The organism is Opitutus sp. GAS368, from assembly GCF_900104925.1.
Classification (GTDB): domain Bacteria; phylum Verrucomicrobiota; class Verrucomicrobiia; order Opitutales; family Opitutaceae; genus Lacunisphaera.
Genome location: NZ_LT629735.1, coordinates 628,606 through 644,477, shown reverse-complemented (window position 1 = coordinate 644,477; position 15,872 = coordinate 628,606). Strand labels below are relative to the sequence as shown.

At 63.9% G+C, this 15,872-nt stretch carries 13 protein-coding genes and 1 tRNA gene; 7 read left to right on the top strand and 7 right to left on the bottom strand.

The window, feature by feature from the left end:
- Positions 1-5: 5 nt before the first annotated feature.
- The 5 genes from BLU29_RS02795 to queA all read right to left on the bottom strand — a co-directional run bounded on the left by BLU29_RS02795 (position 6) and on the right by queA (position 4,235).
- Positions 6-683 (bottom strand): response regulator transcription factor, encoded by a 678-nt coding sequence (locus BLU29_RS02795; protein ID WP_091055058.1) that lies wholly within the window; start codon positions 681-683, stop codon positions 6-8.
- Between the two features lie 94 nt (positions 684-777).
- Positions 778-1,752 carry an acetyl-CoA carboxylase carboxyltransferase subunit alpha gene (locus BLU29_RS02790; protein ID WP_091055057.1) on the bottom strand — a complete coding sequence of 325 codons (975 nt, stop codon included), beginning with the start codon at positions 1,750-1,752 and terminating at the stop codon, positions 778-780.
- Positions 1,753-1,933: 181 nt separating this feature from the next.
- The gene (locus BLU29_RS02785; protein WP_091060855.1) at positions 1,934-2,293 is read right to left on the bottom strand and encodes a tetratricopeptide repeat protein; all 360 of its coding nucleotides are present in this window, start codon (positions 2,291-2,293) and stop codon (positions 1,934-1,936) included.
- A 78-nt stretch (positions 2,294-2,371) separates the two neighbouring features.
- Positions 2,372-2,953, bottom strand: coding sequence for a YceI family protein (locus tag BLU29_RS02780; protein WP_091055056.1), 582 nt, complete (start codon positions 2,951-2,953; stop codon positions 2,372-2,374).
- Positions 2,954-3,044: 91 nt separating this feature from the next.
- On the bottom strand, positions 3,045-4,235 hold the full coding sequence (gene queA / locus BLU29_RS02775) for a tRNA preQ1(34) S-adenosylmethionine ribosyltransferase-isomerase QueA (RefSeq protein ID WP_091055055.1): 1,191 nt from the start codon (positions 4,233-4,235) through the stop codon (positions 3,045-3,047).
- A 124-nt stretch (positions 4,236-4,359) separates the two neighbouring features.
- On the opposite strand from queA, the gene BLU29_RS02770 reads away from it, so the two are divergent.
- A tRNA-Thr gene (locus tag BLU29_RS02770) sits at positions 4,360-4,435 on the top strand.
- Between the two features lie 180 nt (positions 4,436-4,615).
- Here the strand turns inward: BLU29_RS02770 and BLU29_RS02765 are convergent.
- On the bottom strand, positions 4,616-5,296 hold the full coding sequence (locus BLU29_RS02765; RefSeq protein WP_157693574.1) for an LON peptidase substrate-binding domain-containing protein: 681 nt from the start codon (positions 5,294-5,296) through the stop codon (positions 4,616-4,618).
- A 207-nt stretch (positions 5,297-5,503) separates the two neighbouring features.
- Between BLU29_RS02765 and dnaK the strand changes: the two genes are divergently transcribed.
- The 5 genes from dnaK (at position 5,504) to BLU29_RS02740 (ending at position 10,861) form a co-directional block, all read left to right on the top strand.
- A complete protein-coding gene (dnaK, locus tag BLU29_RS02760; RefSeq protein ID WP_091055053.1) occupies positions 5,504-7,444 on the top strand; it encodes a molecular chaperone DnaK in 1,941 nt (646 codons plus the stop codon).
- A gap of 85 nt (positions 7,445-7,529) precedes the next feature.
- Positions 7,530-7,826, top strand: coding sequence for a co-chaperone GroES (locus tag BLU29_RS02755; protein ID WP_091055052.1), 297 nt, complete (start codon positions 7,530-7,532; stop codon positions 7,824-7,826).
- Positions 7,827-7,878: 52 nt separating this feature from the next.
- Positions 7,879-9,522 (top strand): chaperonin GroEL, encoded by a 1,644-nt coding sequence (groL, locus tag BLU29_RS02750; RefSeq protein ID WP_091055051.1) that lies wholly within the window; start codon positions 7,879-7,881, stop codon positions 9,520-9,522.
- Positions 9,523-9,637: 115 nt separating this feature from the next.
- Positions 9,638-10,417, top strand: a complete 780-nt coding sequence (locus BLU29_RS02745) for a DUF2971 domain-containing protein (RefSeq protein ID WP_157693573.1) — start codon at positions 9,638-9,640, stop codon at positions 10,415-10,417.
- A gap of 159 nt (positions 10,418-10,576) precedes the next feature.
- Positions 10,577-10,861, top strand: coding sequence for a hypothetical protein (locus BLU29_RS02740; RefSeq protein WP_091055049.1), 285 nt, complete (start codon positions 10,577-10,579; stop codon positions 10,859-10,861).
- Between the two features lie 438 nt (positions 10,862-11,299).
- Here BLU29_RS02740 and BLU29_RS02735 read toward each other — a convergent pair whose 3' ends face one another.
- Positions 11,300-14,548 (bottom strand): TonB-dependent receptor, encoded by a 3,249-nt coding sequence (locus BLU29_RS02735; protein ID WP_172830196.1) that lies wholly within the window; start codon positions 14,546-14,548, stop codon positions 11,300-11,302.
- A 268-nt stretch (positions 14,549-14,816) separates the two neighbouring features.
- Between BLU29_RS02735 and BLU29_RS02730 the strand changes: the two genes are divergently transcribed.
- Positions 14,817-15,869: an Ldh family oxidoreductase gene (locus BLU29_RS02730; RefSeq protein ID WP_091055047.1), complete on the top strand. Its 1,053-nt coding sequence runs from the start codon at positions 14,817-14,819 to the stop codon at positions 15,867-15,869.
- Positions 15,870-15,872: the final 3 nt, after the last annotated feature.

The window sequence follows — 15,872 nt, the reverse complement described above, 5'->3', positions numbered from 1 at the left end:
CCGGCTCAGGCGGGGGCGCGCACGGTGTAACCCACGAGGCGCTGGGTGTGGATGAGGGCCGCGGGGAAGCCGGCGTCCACCTTCTTGCGCAGGCGGGTGATGAAGATTTCCACGGTGCGCGTGTCGTATTCGTGGTCGCGCTGCCAGATCCGCTCGCACAATTCCGTGCGGGAAAAAACCCGGCCGGGCTCCTGCATCAGGACCTGCAGCACGTCGAACTCACGCGGGGAAAGGGCGATCGGCCGGCCTGCCCGCGTGACGCGGCGGTGATACACATCCATGTGCAGGTCGGCGACCGCCAGGAGGTCGGCCGCGTTCGGGCTCGCGCCCCGCCGACCCAGCGCCTCGATGCGGGCGATGAGCTCGTCGAGGGAAAAGGGTTTGGCGAGGTAATCATCCGCCCCGGCCTTCAGTCCCTTCACGCGGTGCTCCACCTCGCCGCGCGCGGTCAGGATGAGGATCCGCGCGGGGCTGTTGGCCTGGCGCAGGCGGGTCAGCACCGTGAGGCCGTCGAGGCGCGGCAGGTTGAGGTCGAGCACGACCAGGTCGCAGGGCTCCTCGAGGGCGGCCGCAAGGCCGGACTCGCCGTCATGTTTCGCCGTCGCCAGGTGGCCCGCGCGCACGAGCGCCCGGGTGATGTGCCGGGCGAGCTGGGTTTCATCTTCAACGACGAGGATGCGCATGGGAGAAGGTTCGGGCCCCGCGGGGGCGGACGGGCCGGGGGACAACCATTACGTCGGCAGGAGCCCGGGAAAGTGGGCGAACGTAACAGGCCTGTTACTTCGCCGCGACTTCGCGGTATTCGCCGAGGGCGCGGTAGCGTTCGTAGCGGGTGTCGAGCAGCTTGTCGGTGTCGAGCTGGGTCAGTTCACCGAGATGGTGGACGAGGGCCTTTTTCAACGCGGCGGCGGCGGCAGCGGGGTCGTTGTGGGCGCCGCCGAAGGGCTCGGCGATGACCTCGTCGACGACGGCGAGCTCCCTGAGGTTGGCGGCGTTGAGCTTGAGGGCCTCGGCGGCCTGGGGCGCGTTGGCGCGGTCCTTCCAGAGGATGGCCGCGCAGCCCTCGGGCGAGATGACGGAGTAGTAGGCGTTCTCGAAGATGAGCACGCGGTCGGTGACGCCGATGCCGAGCGCGCCGCCGGAGCCGCCCTCGCCGACGATGACGGCAACGGAGGGCACCTTGAGCATGGCCATCTCGCGCAGGTTGACGGCGATGGCCTCGGAGACGTGGCGCGCCTCGGACTCGACGCCGGGGAAGGCGCCGGGGGTGTCGATGAAGGTGATGACGGGCAGGCCGAACTTCTCGGCGAGCTTCATCAGGCGGAGGGCCTTGCGGTAGCCCTCCGGCTGGGGCATGCCGAAATTGCGGAGGATGTTCTCCTTGGTGTCGCGGCCCTTTTGCTGGGCGATGATCATCACGGAGCGGCCCTCGAAGAAGGCGGTGCCGCCGATGAGCGCGCGGTCGTCATTGAACTGGCGGTCGCCATGCAGCTCCTGGAAGTCCGTGCACAGCGCGGTGACGTAATCAAGGGCGTAGGGTCGCTTCGGGTGGCGGGCCACCTGCACGCGCTGCCACGGCGTCAAATTGGTGTAGATGTCGCGCTTGGTGACGTCGATCTTGGCCTCGATGGTCGCCAGCTCGGCGGACATATCGATGTTGTTCTCGAGCGACTGCTGGTGGAGGGCTTCGAGCTGTTTTTCGAGCTCGCGGAGGGGTTTCTCGAATTCCAGCAGGTAGGCGGGTCTTTCCATGGAAAAAGGCTACGGGTGAGCGCGGATGGCTGTCAACGAGGGCCGCCCGGTAAATGCGGGCCGATTTGTAGGAGCTTGTTTACAAGCGATGTAGGCGTGTTGCCTGTTAACGTAAGTCCCGAATCGCCTGTAAACAGGCTCCTACAAAGGACGCGAATTTCCGCGGGCGGAATGTATTCTTTCAGAGTCCGTCCTTGGCCGCCTCGGGATTTTTCAACTGGTCCTTCCAGCTGAGGATCTTGGCCTGCGCGCCGTATTTCTCGGCGGTGGCCTTGTCGCCCTTCTCCATCCAGATGCGGGACAGCGTCGTGTTGATGAACAGGTCGTCGGGCCGGAGAGCGAGGGCCCGGTCCGCGGCGATCAGGGCGGCGTCGAAGCGGCGCAGGGAAAAGTTGATCTCGGCGAGGGCATGCCAGGCCTCGAAGGCGGCGGGCGCAGCGGTGGTGGCGCGGGCGAGCTTGGCCAGCGCGGCGTCATGGTCGCCCATCGTGTAATCGAACGTGGCCTCCTCAACGAGCGATTGGATTTGTTCTGAAGTCACCCGCCGACGATAACCCGGGGCCGGCCAAAAAGAAAGGACGGCCTTGCGGGCCGTCCTTGCGGGGAAATGGCGGAGCAATCAGGCCTTCTTCAGGCCGGCCTCGATGGAGATGTCGACGGTCACGTCGTCGCCGAGCACCTTGCCCAGCATGGCGGGGCCGTTCACGCCGAAATCGGACTTTTTGATGACCGTGGTGGCTTCCCAGCCGGAGAGCTGCGTGCCGGGGCGCATGCCGGGGCCGAAGCCGAGCGAGGTGACCTTGAGGACCACTTCCTTGGTGACGCCCTTGATCGTGAGGTCGCCGGTGACATCGAAAGTGCCCTCACCGGTTTTCTTCCACGCCTTGCTCTTGAAGAGCATCGCGGGGAATTGGGCGGCGTCGAAAAAGTCGGGAGTCTGGAGGTGCTTGTCGCGATCCGGGTTGGCCGTGCTGATCGAGGCGATTTCGACGGAGGCCTCGACACTGCTCTTCTCCAGGTTGGCGCGGTCCACGGTGATGGTGCCCGTGGTCTTGGTGAAGCTGCTCGAGAACTTCGAGAGCATGTGGCGGATGCTGAAACCGGCCGAGGAGTGGACCGGGTCGATGGCATAGGTTTCGACGTCAGCGCGGACGGCGGCGGCGAGGCTAACGGCGGCGAACAGGACAAGGAGGCGTTTCATAGGAAGGATGGATGTTTTGTGCGAGCGGGTTCGACTCAAAGGAATAGCCAGAAGCCCGGTTTCGGCAAAGGCGAAATTGTAACGACGACTGTTACAGAATCAGCATGGCGTCGCCGTAGCTGAAGAACCGGTATTCGCGGGCCACCGCCTCGGCGTAGATTTCCTTCAGCCACGCGATGCCGTCGGCCGAGCCGGGGACGAGGAACGCAGACACCAGGCAGAGCAGGGTGGAGCGGGGCTGGTGGAAATTGGTGATGAGGGCATCCACGCCGCGGAAGTCGCGCGGCGGGTAGATGAAGATGTCCGCCTCGGCGAGGTAGGGCTGGTCGGGGTGAAGCGCGTTGACCCCAACGCGCTCAGAGCGTCTTGAGGTCAAGCCGCTCCACCTTGCTGCATCCGGCTGTCGCACCAGAAAATCCTCGATGGTTCGCACTGACGTCGTGCCGACGGCGATCCGTCGGCCTTTCGTTGCGAGCAGCGCTTGCTGGGTGGTCGCGGGGATTTCATACACCTCGCGATGGATGGGGTGCTCCTCGACGCGGGCCGTGGCGATGGGCCGGAAGGTGCCGAGGCCGACGTGCAGCGTGAGGTCGGCGGTCGTGATTCCTTGGGCGGCCAATCGCGTGAGCAATTCCGGCGTGAAGTGCAGGCCCGCGGTGGGCGCGGCGGCGGCGACCTGGTGGGCGCGGTCCGCGTAGACGGTCTGGTAGCGTTCGCGATCAATGGCCCGCGCCGCGTCGTTGTCGTGGCCGGCGATGTAAGGCGGCAGCGGCATCTCGCCGATGCGGTTGGCGACGGCGAGAATGTCTGACTCTCTGGTTGTGAAAGCGACGCGCACCAGTCCGTCGTCGGTTTTTTCGCGGACAGTGGCGGTGAAAAATCCTTCCAGCGCGAATGTCGCGCCGACGGACAGTTTCTTGCCCGGGCGCACCAGGCACCACCACTCTGTGGCGGGTTCCTTTCCTTGGAGGCGCGGCGACCCCGCCGCGCTTGGACCTTCACGGGCGGGGTCGCCCGCGCTCCAAGCCGGCCGAAGCAGCAGGCACTCGACCTGGCCGCCGGTGGGGCGCGTGGCGTGCAGCCGGGCGGGGATGACGGCGGCGTTGTTGCGGAACAGGCAGTCGCCGGTCCGCAGGTATTCGGGTAAATCCCGGAAATGCCGGTGTTCGATCCGGTGTTCCCGCCGGTGCACCACGAGCAGGCGCGAAGCATCTCGCCGGCCGGCCGGTTGCTGGGCGATGAGCCTGTCAGGCAGCGGGTAGTCGAAGAGGTCGGTCAGCACAGGAGGGAAAGGGTAAGCGGCCCCGGGCGGGACGGCAATACCGCTCCGGCGCGGACGGCAGAAGAGCTTCAAAAACGAGCTTGCCTCACCGGGGGCAAATCAGCCGAATGCCGCTTCAATTTTGGCCGCTTTAGCTCAGTTGGTAGAGCGACTCATTCGTAATGAGTAGGTCGTCGGTTCAAATCCGACAAGCGGCTCCATCCTTCGCCGAGCGAAGCGAGCGCGAAGGATGCCCTTCATAGCCTTGGCGTAGGAGGGCATTTCACCTGCGATTTGGCCCGAGGGGCTACGCCTGGCACGGCCAGCTCTCCTGTTTTTACTGTAGCGGCGCTCTGTGAGCGTCGTTGCCTTTTCGGCGGTCATAGACCGCCGCTACAGCCTCAGTTGTCCGCGATATGGTCGTCGGACAGGTGGCCCTGCAGCTTGCGGCGCAGGCGCTGGGCCTCGATCTCGGACTTGAGCGACGCGGCGAAGAGTTGCAGGCGTCGGCGAGTCTCGAGCGTCTCCAAAAGCTGCTGTTTGACGGCGCTGTCCTCGCAGAGGTTGAAAACCGCGATGTCGGCGAAGGTGTCGATGTCGTCGATGCTCTCGAGGAACTGCGTCATGCCCTTGGGGGCCGGCGTGCCGAGGCGGCGCCGGAGATTGAGCAGGCGCATCACCTCGAGCCGCAGCACCTCCAGCTCGGCGTGGTGCGTGCCGGCGGTGGTGGTGAGCGGCTTCACCGCGATGACGCGGTAGGGATCCTCGCGGATGATCTTCTTCACTGTGACGCGGCAGATGCCCTGCAGGAGGAGGTTGGAGGTGTCGTTCTCGCCTTTCTGGCAGGCGCGGATGATGCCGACCGACGCCGTGAGATGCAGCGGCTCGACCAGCTTGGGATCTTCCTGGCGGGTGGCGTCGAGGTGGGCGACGGCGAACATACGGTCGCTGGCGAGCACATCGCGCAGCATCTGTTGGTAGCGTGGCTCAAAAATATGGAGCGGCAACAGCGCTTGCGGAAAGAAAACCGTGTTGGGCAACGTCATCACCGGCACCGTCGCGGGCACATGCAGGGTTTCCATGTCCAGAAGCGTAGGCGTGGGGCGGGCATTTTCAACCAACCGTTCGTGGCACAGTGGGACAGCGACCCTTGGGGAGCTGTGCCACGGTGGCCCGGAAACAGGTTTCTGGTGGTTCGCTGATATGGCTGGGAATAATCTTAAATCATTATGGATCAGATATAAAAGAAACGCTCGTGGCCGGGGCATGGGCATTGCTAGGCAACGCGCATGAGTAAGATTTTAGGCATCGATCTGGGCACGACCAATTCCTGTATGGCGATCATGGAGGGTGGCGAGCCGGTGGTCATTCCGAATGCCGAGGGCGCGCGCACCACGCCGTCCGTCGTAGCGTTTACGAAGACCGGCGAGCGCGTCATCGGCCAGGCCGCGAAGCGCCAGGCCGTGACCAATCCCAAGAACACCATTTTCTCCGCGAAGCGCCTCATCGGCCGCAAATTCACCGAGGTCAGCGAGGAAGCCAAGAACCTCCCCTACAAGGTGGCCGCCGGCAAGAACGGCGACGCCTACGTCGAGGTGCAGGTCGGCGACAAGACCGAGCAGTTCGCCCCGCAGCAGATCGCGGCGTTCGTCCTCGGCAAGCTGAAGGCCGATGCCGAGACCTATCTCGGCGAAAAGATCACGCAGGCTGTCATCACGGTCCCCGCCTATTTCAACGACGCGCAGCGCCAGGCCACCAAGGACGCCGGCAAAATCGCCGGCCTTGAGGTGCTCCGCATCATCAACGAGCCCACCGCGGCCTCGCTCGCCTACGGGCTCGACAAGAAGAAGGACGAGAAGATCGCCGTGTTCGATCTCGGCGGCGGCACGTTCGACGTGTCCATCCTCGAGATCGGCGACGGCGTGTTCGAGGTTAAGGCCACCAACGGCGACACCCACCTCGGCGGCGACAACTGGGACGACGCCATCATCGGCTGGCTGGTCGAGAGCTTCAAAAAGGAAAACGGCATCGATCTCCGCAAGGACCCGATGGCCCTCCAGCGCCTGAAGGAAGAGGCCGAGAAGGCCAAGATCGCCCTCTCCTCCGCCACCACCTACGATATCAACCTGCCGTTCATCACGGCGGACGCCTCGGGTCCGAAGCACCTCAACCTGCAGCTGACCCGCGCGAAGATGGAGCAGATCTGCGACGCTCTCTTCGAGCGTTGCATCCAGCCCTTCAAGAACTGTCTCAAGGACTCCGGCGTCACCTCCGACAAGATTGACGAGCTCGTGCTCGTCGGCGGCATGACCCGCATGCCGAAGGTCGTCGACATCGCGAAGGGCCTCGGCGGCAAGACCCCACACCAGGGCGTGAATCCCGACGAGGTCGTCGCCGTCGGCGCGGCCATCCAGGGCGGCGTTCTCCGGGGCGACGTCAAGGACGTGCTCCTGCTCGACGTGACGCCGCTCACGCTCGGCATCATGACGGCCGGCGACGTCGCCACGCCGATGATCACGCGCAACACCACCATTCCCTCCAAGAAGACGCAGACCTTCTCCACCTACAGCGACAACCAGCCGGGCGTCGAGATCGTGGTCCTGCAGGGCGAGCGCCCGATGGCCCGCGACAACAAGAACCTCGGCACGTTCAAGCTCGACGGCATCCCGCCGGCACCGCGCGGCGCGCCGCAGATCGAGGTCACCTTCGACATCGACGCCAACGGCATCCTGCACGTCTCCGCCAAGGATCTCGGTACCGGCAAGGAGCAGAAGATCACCATCCAGGGCTCGTCCGGCCTCTCCAAGGAAGAGGTCGAAAAGATGACCAAGGAGGCCGAGCTCAACGCCGCCGAGGACGCCAAGCGCAAGGAAGCCGTCGAGACCAAGAACCAGCTCGACACGACCATCTACCAGCTCGAAAAGACCCTCAAGGACGCGGGCGACAAGCTGCCCGCCGACGTGAAGGCCAAGTTCGAGGCCGCCCTTGCCGACGCCAAGAAGGAGCTTGAGTCCAACAATCCGGCCAGGATGAAGGTCGCGCTCGAGAATCTCTCGAAGGTCGGCGCCGAGCTCTACCAGCAGGCGCAGGCGGCCCAGGCTGCCGCGGGTGCCCAGCAGGGCGCCACGACCACCGAGCCCGGCCCGTCCGCCGAGCCCAAGGCCGCCAAAAAGACCGAGGGCAAGGTCGTCGATGCCGACGTCGAAATCGTCGACGACGAGAAGAAATGACTTTAGTGCGAACCCGTTCCCGCCCGCGGGGCGGGTTCGCCCTTTTTAACCCACCATCCTCAACCCCCAACTACACAAAACCATTATGGCTAAAGTGAACATCAAACCCATCGGTGATCGCGTGCTCGTGCAGCACATCGAGGAAAAAGAACAAGTCCGCGGCGGGATCATCATTCCCGACAGCGCCAAAGAAAAACCACAGGAGGCCAAGGTCATCGCCCTGGGCACCGGCAAGAAGGATGAGAACGGCAAGATCACGCCCTTCGAGGTGAAGGTCGGCGACAAGGTCCTCATCTCCAAATACGGCGGCACCGAAGTTAAGATCGACGACCAGAAGTTCACGCTCGTCCGCGAGGACGACATTCTCGGCGTCATCGGCTAAGGCGATTCCGTCCCTCAACTCTCAACTAAACTCTCTCAACTAGTCTTATATTATGGCAGCCAAACAACTCCTCTTCGACGAGGCCGCTCGTCAGAAAATCCTCCGCGGTGTCGAGATCCTCGCCCGCGCCGTCAAGGTCACCCTCGGGCCCAAGGGCCGGAATGTCGTGATCGACAAGAAATTCGGTTCCCCGACCGTCACCAAGGACGGCGTGACCGTCGCCAAGGAAGTCGAGCTTCCGGACCCCTATGAGAACATGGGCGCCCAGATGGTGAAGGAAGTCGCCTCCAAGACCTCCGACGCCGCCGGCGACGGCACCACCACCGCCACCGTGCTGGCCGAGGCCATCTATCGCGAGGGCCTGAAGAACGTCACCGCCGGCTCGAACCCGATCTACCTCAAGCGCGGCATCGACAAGGCCGTCGAGGCCGCCGTCGCCGAGCTGGCCAAGATCTCCAAGAAGGTCTCCGACCGCGAGGAGATCCGCCAGGTCGCCACCGTCTCCGCCAACTGGGACGAGACGATCGGCAACATCATCGCCGACGCCATGGACAAGGTCGGCAAGGACGGCACCATCACGGTGGAAGAGGCCAAGTCCATCGAGACCACCCTCGACGTCGTCGAGGGCATGCAGTTCGACAAGGGCTACCTGTCGCCCTACTTCGCCACCAACGCGGAGGCCCAGGAGGCCATCCTCGAGGACGCCTACGTGCTCATCCATGAGAAGAAGATCTCCAACCTTCAGGAGTTCCTCCCGCTACTCCAGACTGTCGCCAAGAGCGGCAAGCCCCTCCTCGTCATCGCCGAGGAAGTCGAGGGCGAGGCGCTCGCCGCGCTCGTCGTGAACAAGATCCGCGGCACGATCAACGTGTGCGCCGTCAAGGCCCCCGGCTTCGGCGACCGCCGCAAGGCCATGCTCGAGGACATCGCGGTCCTCACCGGCGGCAAGTGCATCACCGAGGACCTCGGCCTCAAGCTCGAGAACCTCACCACTGCCGACCTCGGCCGCGCCAAGCGCATCGTCGTCGACAAGGAGAACACCACCATCGTCGAGGGCGGCGGCAAGTCGTCCGACATCCAGGGCCGCGTGAAGCAGATCCGCCGCCAGATCGACGAGACCACCAGCGATTACGACCGCGAGAAGCTCCAGGAGCGCCTCGCCAAGCTCGCCGGCGGTGTCGCCGTCATCAACGTCGGTGCCTCCACCGAGGTCGAGATGAAGGAGAAGAAGGCCCGCGTCGAAGACGCGTTGCACGCCACCCGGGCGGCCGTGGAAGAGGGCATTGTCGCCGGCGGCGGCGTCGCGCTCCTCCGCACCGTCAAGGTCATTGACAACCTCAAGCTCGAGGGTGACGAGGCCATCGGCGCGCAGATCGTGCGCCGCGCGGTCGAGCACCCGATTCGCATGCTCTGCGCCAACGCTGGCGTCGAGGGTGCGGTGGTGGTCGGCCAGATCCTGGCCAACAAGGGCAACTACGGCTACAACGTCGCCTCCGGCGAATACGAGGACCTGGTCAAGGCCGGTGTCGTCGACCCCACGAAGGTCACGCGCACCGCGCTGCAGAACTCGTCGTCGATCGCCGGCCTGCTCCTGACCACCGAGTGCATGATCACCGACCTGCCCGAGAAGAAGGAATCTTCCGGCGGTGGCGGCGGCGGCCACGGTGGCGGCGGCATGGGCGGCATGGACTACTAAGGCCGATGACGCCGAGACTCTCCAGTCTCAGCTAACACTTCGAGGCGCTCCCCGAAAAGGGAGCGCCTTTTTATTGGGGAAGACCCATTAACGAGAGCGAATAACAGTCAAAAACGTGCCACTCATCGTCAAAGATCTCTCCACCACTGCTGAACTGAACCAGACGGTTTTCAGGTATCTACGGATTGAAAAATTCCTATCACTTCTCGAAAAACGAGCGGCTTGGTTCTGTAATCTTCAAAAACTTCAGGACGAATTCGAAGGCGTTCCTCCGGATCCGATCTTGTCCCGAATGATGGCACAAGATATGGAGATGAAGGAGTGGTTTCCGGATGAAATGCGGCGAGCGCAATTCGATACAATGACCACTAGGCGCATCGCGGACAGCAAAGCTCTGACTGCGGTGAGTTGCTGGCATTTGAGCGAGATTGAATCGGCTCGGATGTGGCGCGAATACGCCGGGAGAGATGGAGTTGCGATGCGCTCAACTATCAAGGCCCTGTCTGAGGCCTTTGACCAGTTTGAGGATGAGCCGTTTCCGCAATTAGGGCTGGTCAAGTATGTCGATTTTTCAACGTTCGATGGATTAGAAATTCACGAACTCCATCGGGACTTCGCTCTCGATTTTCTAAAGGACAATCGATTTAGCCACGAACAGGAAATTCGCATCACCACATTGAATCTTTGGCGACCAATGGCTGGTGGAATTTATTGGCCAACGCGCTTGAACATGATGATGCAGCAAGTCGTCCTTCCTCCTGATGCGGATACGGCATTTCGGCAGAGAATTCAAACGTTGCTCGACGTTCATCGCTTGAGCTCGGCCATTGTGCGTTCGTCGCTTGCGCCTGACATCTTCTCGATTGGAGGCCTGAAAAAGGGGCAGTTCGCGTAAATTGCTGTGACGGGAGCGGCAGAGGTGGCCTGGGCCTCGCGGGCCGGCAGTGGCAGGGCGGTTGGGGCAACCGCCCCTACCCAAGGTTACCATCCGTGGTTGAAGGCTTGGGTCGGCCGTGGCTTGACCTGCGCGGCATAACGGCTTTATTGCGGCGATATGACGACGCTCTCACCGACCAAGGCCCGGGCCAATCTCACCCATTGGCTGAAGAAAGCCTCCGCGGGCGAGGACATTGGCATCCTGTGCGGGGACAAGGTCATCGCCCTGCGCCCGGTGCGGGTGTTCTCCGTGGATTCGGATTATGCGAAGCGCGAATATGGCGTAACCGAGGCGGAGTTGAAGGCTTTCGTGAAACGGGCAAATGCACAGAACGCGCGTGACCGCAGGGCCGGCCGGATGACGCGCTATACGGGAGATTTTGATGCCGCCATTAGAGATTGATTTCTCACCTCAATTCAGACGTCGGGCCCGTCAGTTGTCAGAGGATCAACGAAAGCAGGCAGCCAGTGCCGCCGATTCGCTGCGCGAAGTGTTTGCCGCCCACATCGGCACAGCGGCCTTGGTGTCCGTCGGTTGGGTGGCAACCTCTATGAGTTCCGCGTAGGTCGTGATTTACGGGTGGTGTTCGAACTTCGCGGCAGTCGGGCCGAATTTGTCACGATCGGCAGCCACGACGACGTGCGGAAATATCTTAGGAATCTGTAGTCGCCTGGCTGGCGTGGAGGGCTTCCTCCCGGTCGACCGCGGCCGAGCAGAAGCTGGGCCCTTGTTGCTCCAAGGACAGGGTTAGAGGTCCCGCCCGGCGACTTCGAAGAAGTGAAAGCAAAGCCGGTCGCGCGGGAGCGAGCCGGCTTGAAGGCGACGGGATGACGCGCGGGCCTAGAACGAGCCGGTGATGCCGGCCGTATACTGGGCGCCGAGGCTGTTCGCGATCTGGAAGTCGCTCCACGCCGGGGCGCCTTGCACCACGCGGTAGCGGGTCTTTTGCGCGTTCGTGACGTTGCGCCCCGAGATAAAGAGCTTGGCCCAGCGGGTCACAGCATACTCGAGGTTGAAATCCACGGTCGTGTAGGGCGGATAGTAGCGGTAGCCGATGATGGCGGGGTTGGTCGCCGAGGCGGCAATGCCATCGCTCTGACGGAAGACGCGGCCGTAATAAATGGCGCCGATGTTGGCGCCGAGTTTGCCGCGCTGGTAGCCGGCGTTGGCCTTGAACTGCTTCTCGTAGAAATTCTGGAAGTCCGTGCCGACGTTGCCGGGGCCGCCGTGAAGATAGCCGAATTTCGCCAGGTGGCTGACATTGGCGCTGCCGGTGAAAGTGAGACCGCGGAGGAAGCCCGGCAGCCAGGCGTCGAGCGGCTGGCGCATTTCGGCTTCGAGGCCCGAGATCTCGCCGTCGCCCTGGTTGACCCAGGTGGCGGACTGGAAATTGAGATACGACGGATCCAGATCCAACTCGGCCAGTTTCGCGGGGGTGTCGAGCAGGATGGTCTGCTGGACCTGCACATCCTTGATTTCCTTGAGGTAGCCGCCGATGCTCATGACGCCGCCCTGCGCGCTGTAATATTCGAGGTGCGCCTCGTAGTTGTCCGCGGTCCAGGGCTTCAGATTGGGGTTGGAGCGATTCACCGTGCCGAGGGCGATGCCGGAGAACGGACCGGACGTGACCGGATTGAGGTCGATCGTGGAGGTGCCGGAGGGGATGATCGAGCGCGTGAAGCGGTTGTCGGCCTTGGTCCCCGCGTAGCCGATGCGGAGGATGAGGTTCTCCCGGAGGTTGTAGTTGGCCTCGAAACTGGGGAAATAGCCGTCGTTGGCACCGTGGCCGCTTCCGCCCTTGCGGACATAGCGCGCCATGTTGCCGGCGAGGGTGCCGTCAACCAGGCCGAGGTTGGTGACGTAGCGCGAACCATGATCGAGCGCGAAGAGGCCCGAAGCCGCGGCCTTCTCGTAGCGCACCCCGCCGATGTAGCTGAGGCGGTTGTCGAGCAGCGTGCCGGTGAACTCGATCCACGGGGCCGTCTTTTTCTCCAGGATCTCGTAGGGCTCCTGGTTCGAAAGCTTGTAAGACTCGGCGTCGCGGTAGACGAACCAGTCGGGGTGGGCGACGTAGAGGTTGTAGAGCTGCCGCATGCTGAGGCGCGGCACGGCGGGAAAGTTGTAGTAGGCATCGCGCCGGGGAGCGACGTTGACGGCGGCGATCTGGGCCGCGTTGTCATCCGCCGTGCCGGCGATATGGTCGGCCCCGACGAAGGTCCAAAGTTTCGCGTCGTATTGCTGCACATTGCGATACTGCTCGTCGTAGTCGAAACCGACCCGCACGTTGAAGGGGTTTCGCCCGAGCGTGAAGCTGCGCTTGGCCCAGAAGCGCAGGGCGCCGATGCTCTCGTGGGAAGAGCCGGGGCGCGAAACGGCGCCGCCGATATATGAATTCTTCAGATCCTGCCAGTTGATCGGGGCGCCGACCGCGGTGTCGCCGGTCGTGTAGGTGTAGGCGTTGATCGTCTGGGCGTTGGTGAAATCGCGGTTGAGCAGGTTGACCGTGATTTTTTGGGGATTGGCGGTGCCGGACCCGATGCCGGTGTTGGGCAGGGTGCTGCCGCTGAGGGTGGTGCTCCCGAAGAACCCGTCGGCGGTGTCGCGGAGGACATGTTTGGAGGTCGAATACGAGCCGGCGGCGCTGAGCGTCCAGTCCCCGTGGCGCCACTCGGCGGAGAGGACGTTGGCGAGGGTGTTCTTGATGCCGTTGCGCCAGGCCTCGCGCAGGTCATACACATAGTTGCCGGCGCCGAGGACGCCGTAAACCGAGTGCTGGTCGTTGGTGCCCGGCTGGCCGAGGGGGGTGTTGAGCACGGCGTCGGTGACACTGGACGAAGGGCCGCCCGTGTTCCAGTTGACGCGGACATCGTCGCCGGCGCGCTCCTGGTAGCGGCCGCCGCTGAGGGAGTAGGAAAGCTTGAGTTCGCTCGTCGGGCGCCAGTCAAACTTCACCGAGGCACTGTCGGTGATGTCCTGCTTCGGGTTGTCGTGCAGACCCTCCGTGCGGAACTGCGGGTTGTAGACGCTGGCGGTCGTGAGCGGCAGGCCGGCGGCGACGCGGGCCTGGGCGGCGGCGGCCTGGTCGGCATTGCCGAAGTTCACCGTCGGGAAGGACCAATGCACCTGGGAGAGCGAATCGTTGTGGTTCACTGTGATGGCATAGCCGAAGGTCTTCGAGACCGGGTCGGTCCAGGTGAGCTTGAGGTTGGGCCGCCAACCGACGATCTTTGTATCGCGCGGGCCGTCGCGTTCACTCAGGCCGAACGTTTCAAAGTCGGACGAAAAGAGGGCGTTGTAGGTGAAGACGCTTTTGTTGTATTCAAAGGCGGTGCGGCGGATGAGGTTGATCGAACCGCCCAGGGCGTTGGCACTGTCCTCGGGCGTTCGGAGTTTACGAATTTCGACCCGGGCGATGTCGGCCGAGGAGGAACCCAACATCTCGAAATTGCGGTCGCGCGAGCTGGTGCCCAGCGTGGTGGTGGAGGCGGAGGCCTGCGGCATGCCGTCAAAGCGGATCTCCGTGTTGACCGCATCGAGACCGCGGACACTGACGCCGACGATGTTGTTGGCGAAGTATTCCACGCTGACGCCCGGCAGCCATTTCATGAGCTCGCCGGGGTTGGCGTCGGGGATGGTGCCGAACTGGTCGGCGGAGACCACGCTCTTCTGGCCGAGCGCGATGCGCTGCTCGTTGACCGCGATGGCGGCGGCGTTGGTCTCCTTGGTGGCCTGCACGACGTATTTGTCGAGCTTCATGGTGTCAGCGTCCCGGCCGTAGCGGGCCACGCTGGTGAGCTTGAAATCGGCGGTCTGCGTCCCGCCGGCGGTAACCGTGACCTTGATCTCCTGTTCGTCCAGGCCGGTGAAGAACACCCGCAGGCCGACATCGCCGGCCGGGACGCCGGCGAGGCGATAGTAACCCGCCTCGTCGGTCAGGGCCACCGCGTTGGTGCCCCGCACGGAGACCCGGGCGTTGTTCAGGTTGTCGCCGGTGACAGCATTCTGGACCCGGCCTTCGATCACGCCGGTGCCGGCGGCTTGGGCGGGCAGATGGGGGGCCGCCAGCAGGGTGGCAACGAGGGTGATCAACAGGCGGTAACAAAGCGGACCCGGGAGGGCGCGAGACAGGCGTTTGCTTGAACAGTTAAGCAAACCAACGCACAAGGCTGGCTCAGTCATGTCAGGTGGGTGGGGGGTTTCCGGTTACGATTATAACCGGGTGTGGAAGAAAGCGGATACTTCAGTCTCAGCCCGGGGCGGCCGACACAAACGGACCGTTGCTTTTGCCGTTAAGCCAGCCGGGCAGGAGGTGAAAAGGACTCGGCAACACGCGGGATGATCGCAAGTCTCCCGGCTCATGCCCGACCGCTATCACGCCACGGAACTCGGAGCGTTTGCCTGCGCCTTGCTCGTGCGCGCCGGACTGGACAAGGACAAGGCGACCATAGTCGCGGATATTCTCCTCGAGGGAGACTTGCTGGGACACAACACCCACGGGCTGGCGCTGCTCGCCGGCTACCTTGCCGATCTTGAGAAAGGTGTCATGACCAAGACCGGCGAACCGCGCGTCATCGCGGATTTTCCCGCGGCCGTCACCTGGGACGGCAACCGCCTGCCCGGTCCGTGGCTCGTGACTCGAGCGTTGGATGTCGCGGTTCCCCGGGCCCGGCAGAACGGCACGTGCACCGTGGTCATCCGCCGCAGCCATCATATCGCCTGCCTCGCCGCCTACCTGCAACGCGTGGCCGAACAGGGCCTGATGGTCATCCTGACTTGCTCCGACCCGGCGGCGAAAGGCGTGGCGCCGCATGGCGGGCGCCGTGCCGTGATGACGCCGAACCCGCTCGCCGCCGCGTGGCCGACCGAGGGCGAGCCGGTCATGCTGGATGTCTCGATGGGCATCACGACCAATGCGATGACGCGCCGGGCGGCGAACGAGGGCCGCAAGCTTTCCGGGCAGTGGTTTGTCGATGGCGCGGGCCATCCGACCAACGATCCCGCCGCCGTGTTCGCAACTCCTCCCGGCGCCATCATGCCGATGGGCGGAGCCGACCACGGCCACAAGGGCTACGCCCTCGGCTTGCTCGTCGAGGCGCTGACCGGCGGGCTGGCCGGCTTCGGTCGCGCCGACCGGCCCGAGGGTTGGATGGCGAATGTCTTTCTCCAGGTGATCAATCCGGCCCTGTTCGGCGGCCGGGAGGATTTCGTGCGCCAGACGGAGCACGTAGTGGCCGCGTGCCGGGCCACCCCGCCGCGCCCGGGTTTCGAGCGCGTGCGCCTGCCGGGCGAGTCCGGCTTGCGGCGTCGCGCCGAACAGCTGGCGCAGGGCGTCGAACTTTATCCCACCATCATGCCGGCGCTCGCGCCTTGGGCGCAAAAGCTCGGGGTCCAGTCGCCGGCCGGGGGCTGAGAT

What these genes read in the sequence shown, in the direction of transcription:
- BLU29_RS02795 (WP_091055058.1), bottom strand. Translation starts at nt 683, where the DNA reads ATGCGCATCCTCGTCGTTGAAGATGAAACCCAGCTCGCCCGGCACATC.
- BLU29_RS02790 (WP_091055057.1), bottom strand. Translation starts at nt 1,752, where the DNA reads ATGGAAAGACCCGCCTACCTGCTGGAATTCGAGAAACCCCTCCGCGAG.
- BLU29_RS02780 (WP_091055056.1), bottom strand. Translation starts at nt 2,953, where the DNA reads ATGAAACGCCTCCTTGTCCTGTTCGCCGCCGTTAGCCTCGCCGCCGCC.
- BLU29_RS02765 (WP_157693574.1), bottom strand. Translation starts at nt 5,296, where the DNA reads ATGGAAACCCTGCATGTGCCCGCGACGGTGCCGGTGATGACGTTGCCC.
- dnaK (WP_091055053.1), top strand. Translation starts at nt 5,504, where the DNA reads ATGAGTAAGATTTTAGGCATCGATCTGGGCACGACCAATTCCTGTATG.
- BLU29_RS02755 (WP_091055052.1), top strand. Translation starts at nt 7,530, where the DNA reads ATGGCTAAAGTGAACATCAAACCCATCGGTGATCGCGTGCTCGTGCAG.
- groL (WP_091055051.1), top strand. Translation starts at nt 7,879, where the DNA reads ATGGCAGCCAAACAACTCCTCTTCGACGAGGCCGCTCGTCAGAAAATC.
- BLU29_RS02740 (WP_091055049.1), top strand. Translation starts at nt 10,577, where the DNA reads ATGACGACGCTCTCACCGACCAAGGCCCGGGCCAATCTCACCCATTGG.
- BLU29_RS02730 (WP_091055047.1), top strand. Translation starts at nt 14,817, where the DNA reads ATGCCCGACCGCTATCACGCCACGGAACTCGGAGCGTTTGCCTGCGCC.